This window comes from Candidatus Stoquefichus massiliensis AP9, assembly GCF_000455285.1.
GTDB lineage: Bacteria > Bacillota_I > Bacilli_A > Erysipelotrichales > Coprobacillaceae > Stoquefichus > Stoquefichus massiliensis.
In genome coordinates, this window is record NZ_HG005287.1 from 210,742 (window position 1) to 216,741 (window position 6,000).

6 protein-coding genes are annotated in these 6,000 nt (G+C 29.5%); 4 read left to right on the forward strand and 2 right to left on the reverse strand.

What is annotated here, in order from left to right:
- Positions 1-201 precede the first annotated feature (201 nt).
- Together BN350_RS07075 and BN350_RS07080 are read left to right on the forward strand one after the other, a co-directional pair.
- Positions 202-2,829: a DEAD/DEAH box helicase gene (locus BN350_RS07075; RefSeq protein ID WP_028042971.1), complete on the forward strand. Its 2,628-nt coding sequence runs from the start codon at positions 202-204 to the stop codon at positions 2,827-2,829.
- A gap of 1 nt (position 2,830) precedes the next feature.
- Positions 2,831-3,550 carry an SWIM zinc finger family protein gene (locus BN350_RS07080; protein WP_028042972.1) on the forward strand — a complete coding sequence of 240 codons (720 nt, stop codon included), beginning with the start codon at positions 2,831-2,833 and terminating at the stop codon, positions 3,548-3,550.
- A 329-nt stretch (positions 3,551-3,879) separates the two neighbouring features.
- On the opposite strand, the gene BN350_RS21830 is transcribed toward BN350_RS07080, so the two are convergent.
- Positions 3,880-4,116, reverse strand: coding sequence for an integrase core domain-containing protein (locus BN350_RS21830; RefSeq protein WP_420885235.1), 237 nt, complete (start codon positions 4,114-4,116; stop codon positions 3,880-3,882).
- Between the two features lie 176 nt (positions 4,117-4,292).
- Here BN350_RS21830 and BN350_RS07085 point away from each other — a divergent pair, with 176 nt between their 5' ends.
- The gene (locus tag BN350_RS07085) at positions 4,293-4,604 is read left to right on the forward strand and encodes a hypothetical protein (RefSeq protein WP_028042973.1); all 312 of its coding nucleotides are present in this window, start codon (positions 4,293-4,295) and stop codon (positions 4,602-4,604) included.
- A gap of 19 nt (positions 4,605-4,623) precedes the next feature.
- On the forward strand, positions 4,624-4,920 hold the full coding sequence (locus BN350_RS07090; protein WP_028042974.1) for a hypothetical protein: 297 nt from the start codon (positions 4,624-4,626) through the stop codon (positions 4,918-4,920).
- Positions 4,921-5,295: 375 nt separating this feature from the next.
- Here BN350_RS07090 and BN350_RS07095 read toward each other — a convergent pair.
- Positions 5,296-6,000: ATP-binding protein (locus BN350_RS07095; RefSeq protein WP_187117108.1), on the reverse strand; the 705-nt coding region annotated here is incomplete at its 5' end.

Below are 6,000 nucleotides of genomic sequence, written 5' to 3' on the forward strand. Positions count from 1 at the left end.
CTCTTTAATTCATAAGTCACATAATTTTTAACTAGAATAAAAATTTATATGAGTTCTACTTTTTTGTACTGCTAACTTTCGTTATAAGTCATGAAATGTATATATCTAAAATATCAATCTTTATCATTTCGCAACACTTCCTTACATCTTGTAGTTTTTAATAATGAAGTATGGTATTATGAATATCAAGGAGGGAATCTTATGGATGATATCTATCAATTAGAAGTTTTGGCAAATGAATCAGCATTTGAACTTATTCAAGTTCCTGCCCAAAAGAAAATATCACAAGATGATCAAATGACAATTCAAAATATCTGGAATCATTATCTGAAAGATCCATCTTCATGTTTATTATCTTTAGGATCTATAAAACATGGAAAATGGATGACACCTTCACTTACTTATATTATTGAACTTTGTCATTATTTTTATGATACAGTAAGAAAAATTCCACAATTAGAACTACAGCGTGGTCATCTCAATATAGAGTTTGAAGAAGAGGAATTATCTATCCTTGTATTAAGAAAACCATATATGCTGGGTGAAGAATATATTCTGGAAGATTATATTGCCGGTTTCTTTAACATCTTATTGAAACAGTTGAATAAAGAAATGAATGTGTATTCTGGAAGTGTTGAAGAATACTTTTTAGAACATATACAAAAAGAACCAGTGGGAAGAATATTTTTTCATTTGGTTGAAAATCCTAATAGTGAAACACCTTTTGCTTTTTTAGCCACTTATTCTCATATTCTTGATAATGGAAAAATCCAACAAATTCCATTAATAAATGCTTTAGACGAATACCGACAAGATCGTGATACATTAATTCAACTCTTATCTACAGTCAATAAAGCACGACAGAAAAGTCACTTTATAAATGAATTGAGTGAATCTGGTGAATTATTTCATCCATTACAGTTAGATAGTCAGGAAGCTTATACTTTTCTAAAAGAAATTCCTATATATGAAGAATGTGGTATTGTTTGTCGTGTTCCAAAATGGTTTATTCATAAACAAAGTCATGTCGGTATCTCAACAACTGTAGGTGATCAAGTTAAATCTATCCTTGGTATGAATTCTTTATTAGATTTTCATGCCAATATTGTGGTAGATGGTGAAATATTAAGCATGGAAGAGATACAAGACCTCATTGATAAACAAGAAGGTTTGGCATTGATTAAAGGAAAATGGGTTGAAGTTAATGCTGATGATTTACAGAAAGTTTTAGAAACTTATCGAAATATTCAAAGTCAATTAAAGAACGGTTTAACATTAAAGGAAGCTTTACGTCTCCAGTTAGATAATCAGAAAGATGAAACAAAGATTGTATCTGTAGAGAATGGACAATGGTTAAACCAGATTATGCAAAATCTTATCAATCCACAATTCAATCCAAACTTAGACTTACATATTCAAGCCAATTTACGCCCTTATCAGTCTACAGGTGTCTCATGGTTATCTTATATGCAAGATTTAGGCTTCGGCGCTTGTTTAGCTGATGATATGGGACTTGGTAAAACTTTACAAATTATTGCTCTGTTAAGTGAAACACGTAACCAAGATAAGAAAGCATTGTTAATTGTACCTGCATCATTGCTCAATAACTGGGCAAATGAAATTAAGCAATTTGCTCCTGAAATGTCATTTTATATACTCCACCCAAGTATGAAAAAGAAAGATGTTCATGAACAGGATATCATTGATCAGCACCAATTGATTATCACAACCTATTCAATGTGTGGAAAATATCAGAAACTGGTTGAATATGATTGGGATATTCTTATCTTAGATGAAGCTCAAGCTATTAAGAATCCAAATACCAAACAGACAAAGACAATTAAGCAGTTTCATGCAAAATATAGAGTTGCTTTAACGGGAACACCTATTGAAAATAAACTCATGGACTTATGGTCTTTATTTGATTTCTTAAATAGTGGTTTATTAGGAACAATCAAGGAATTTAAAAGTTTTGTCAAAGAATTGCAGGCTGAAGAAAACACTGAAGGTTATGCAAAATTAAGAACAATGACAGCACCATTCTTATTAAGAAGACTCAAAACTGATCGATCAATTATCTCTGATTTACCAGATAAAATAGAAATGAAAACATATACTTCATTATCTAAAACACAAATTGCTTTATATGAAGATTTTGTTTCATCACTGAAAGTTAAACTAATGGAAAGTGAAGGTATACAGAGAAAAGGACTTGTCTTGGCTTCTTTATTAAAACTAAAACAAATCTGTAATCATCCTGATGAATACTTGGGAAATAATCTTTATGATGAAAAAGAAAGTGGTAAGTTCTTGAGATTAAGAGAAATATGTGAAGAAATATATGCAAAACATGAACGTGTTTTAATTTTTACACAGTTTAAGGAAATGGTAGAACCGATTAATGATTATCTAGAAACTGTATTTCATATACGAGGAGTATCTATTGATGGTTCAACTTCTCTTAAGAAACGAAAAGAAGCAGTTGAATTATTCCAAAGTGATGAATATATTCCTTATATGGTTTTATCTATTAAAGCTGGTGGTGTTGGTTTAAACTTAACAAAGGCTAATCATGTTATTCACTTTGATAGATGGTGGAATCCTGCGGTTGAAAATCAGGCAACTGATAGAGCTTTTAGAATTGGTCAAAAGAAAAATGTTATTGTTCATAAGTTTATTTGTGAAGGAACAATTGAAGAAAAAATTGATCAGTTAATAGAAGATAAAGTGAAGTTGAGTGAAGATATTATTAGTCAAAAAGATGAAACTTGGATTACTGAAATGAATAATGATGAGTTATTAAAGTTATTTGATTTGGAGGTCCGTTAATATGGCATACTATAATCGTTTTCCTGCTTATCAAACTATTGATGAATTAAAAGAAAAGAACATCAAAAAGAAAAAAACATATCTTAAGAAACATCCTGAGGCTTCACCTATTGTCTTAGAAGGAAAATTAGGTAAAACATGGTGGGGAAAATCATGGAATCAGAATTTGGAACGTTATGCTGATTATGAAAATAGATTAGGACGTGGAAAGAAATACATTAAAGCTGAAGCTATTTTAGATTTTCATATTGAAAAAGGACGTATTTATGGAGAAATTGCTGGAAGTGGTAGAAAGATATACAATGTTGATATTTCTATAGACCCTATGAATGAACAAGATTGGCAACACATTCAAAAAAATTGTGGACGTCGTATTGATTCACTAGAACAATTGTTATCAGGACAGTTTCCAAATGAATTAAAAGATATTTTCTTTATCAAAGATCATGGACTTTTTCCATCTTCTTCCCAAATACACATCTACTGTGATTGTCCTGATTATGCTAGATTATGTAAACATGCTTCTGCTTTCTTATATGCAACAAGTATTGCCTTAGATCAAAATCCTGCTTTATTCTTTCAATTGCGTGGAATTTCTATGGATGCCTTTATTAATAAAGCTCTTGGTGAAAATTTAGATGAGCTGATGAAAAAATCCAAACAAAAATCTAAACGAATACTTGAAAACGAAGATTTAGATGCATTATTTCATCTTAGCTAATTGAAAACCAGAAGTAAGTTAATATTTCTGGTTTTTTCATGATTTAGTTATATATCTCTTGTTTGTTTTCTATATAATTATTATTTGTATCAATAATGTGGGAAAAGGAAATATTCATAGCATAACTATGTGATATTTGGTATTTCTTCCATAAATTATTAAGTGTTTCGTCCTCCTTAAATATGCACAATAGTTGTAATGCATTATTCAAATCACTCATACTTTTTCTATTGGTAAATGTTATTTCTACTGCTTGAATTAAATCAATGTTAACTTTGGTACTATGTCAAGAAAAAGTGCCAGTTAAACTGAAATATTTTATTTTATTTTTAATTGCTCATTAAATATCTGAATTGTTTTTGATAATACTCTCTTTCATATTCATTCGGACTCTTATACTGGCAATGTTCATGTATTCTTACAGTGTTGTAAAATATCTCTATATATTCAAATATTAATCTCTTTGCCTCTCCATAATCCCATATTTTATATCTGTTTAGCCATTCTCTTTTCATCAGTGAATGAAATGATTCTATACATGCATTATCCCATGGTGTTTTTTGAATAGCTTCTTTTTAAATCATTTGTTAAATTTCGATATTCTTCACATGTAAACTGTATTCCCACAAAAGTTATTATTTGATATTGTTAAATCATAGGATGACAAGATTATGAACAATATCATTTTTTATCTCAAGAACTCTTAACTTTCTTGAGAAAAAGCCATTACAAAGAATCGACATTGGCTAAATATGAAAGAGAACTAAAAGTACTGCAACGTTTTTGTGAGACACATGGCACAAGAGATTACACTATCGAATTGGGTAATAAATATGCGGAAGATATTTATATTGATGGTCATTTTAGTACCCATCGATATTTTGACAGAGGACAAGTAACGAGATTATTAAATTTTTATTTGGATAATGGTTACTTTGAATTGGCAATTAAACAGGGAATGAAATTTGATAGTTCACAAATAAGGTTTCAAAATGAATACAACAATTACAAATCATATATATCAAAAGGATTTAAGAAAATCAACATAACATAATTACAGCTATGATGTTTATATGTTTTTGAATGACTTATCTAAGACTGATTTAGATCATATAGATAATTTATCTATTGAATTCATTTATTCGTATCTATCTACAATAAATATTGATAGTCAAAGACATACTTTATGTGATTTTCGTTCTTATCTTCAATTCATAAATAGAATTGATTTACTTCAACGAATCGAAGGTATCTGTTCACCAAGAACAAAAAAGATAATATCCGTTTTAAGTGATGACGAAAACATGAGAATTCAAAATGTGTTAAATTCAGATAAAGTAACAATTAGAGATAAACAATTTTCTTATTAGGATATGTTTTAGGAATGTGAGCATGTGACATTGTAACCTTAAAGCTAACTGATATAAACTGGAAAAATGATTATATTCAATTTATACAATCAAAGACAGGTAATGCAGTTAAGTTACCACTTTGTACTGATATTGGAAATGCATTGTTTCTCTATATAACCTTGGAGCATGAAAAAAGTGATTGCGATAATATCTTTATTAGCCATTACCCGCCATATAATAAGTTAAAAGTATTCAGTGAATACTTTTAACTTATTATAGAAATCGACACTTTTTAACACCCTTTAAATTATCACTCTTCTCATTAAGGGCAGTTTATGGCGCAATTTATGACGCAGTTTATGATGCGCTCAGATTTCCTAGAAACTTCCTTCTCTATTTAATAGTGTCTATCTTTACTATCCATCGTCCGCTTTTTTGACTTCCTTCGCGCGCAATTATATCTAAATCTCTTAGTTTCTTTATTCTAGTCTGAACCGTACGTTTACTTTTATTAACATTTTTAGCAATTTGATCTTGTGTTGTAATAGGGTTTTCTATCATTATTCTTATAATCTTTTTATCTATTTCATCAAGACCATCTTCAGTAATAAACTCTTTTACTTTTTTATTAGCAATGTTCTCATAATTATTATTAAAGGTTAAATCCATTAATGTAATTGAAAAGTAATCTTGATAAGATTTCACTTTTGGTTGAAATCTATTCCCATATACTTTATAAACTTCTCGAATTTTTTCAAAGCCACTTCCCGAACGCTCCATTAACTTACATAAAGCTAAAATATCACAAATGACTTCATTTCTTCTTTTAGAGGGTATACCATCAATTGAATTATAATCTTGAGCTTTACCTTCTGGTAGAAAACTACCTGGTGACATAATAACCATTCTATCCTGATATATATCAATATCTACTTGCGTCCCAGATATAGTATAATCACGATGCCCTAATGCGTTACATAAAGCTTCAATAACTGCTCTCTCTGGATAGGACTCTATATCACGTCTACCATTAGACATTTTTACAAAACCAGTCTTTGTATTATTTTTAATAAACAATAAAGCCATGTTCAATTGATT

Bases quoted from the DNA above. Each gene is read 5' to 3' on its own strand.
- BN350_RS07090 (WP_028042974.1), top strand. From the start codon at position 4,624: ATGTTTTTGAATGACTTATCTAAGACTGATTTAGATCATATAGATAAT.
- BN350_RS07075 (WP_028042971.1), top strand. From the start codon at position 202: ATGGATGATATCTATCAATTAGAAGTTTTGGCAAATGAATCAGCATTT.
- BN350_RS07080 (WP_028042972.1), top strand. From the start codon at position 2,831: ATGGCATACTATAATCGTTTTCCTGCTTATCAAACTATTGATGAATTA.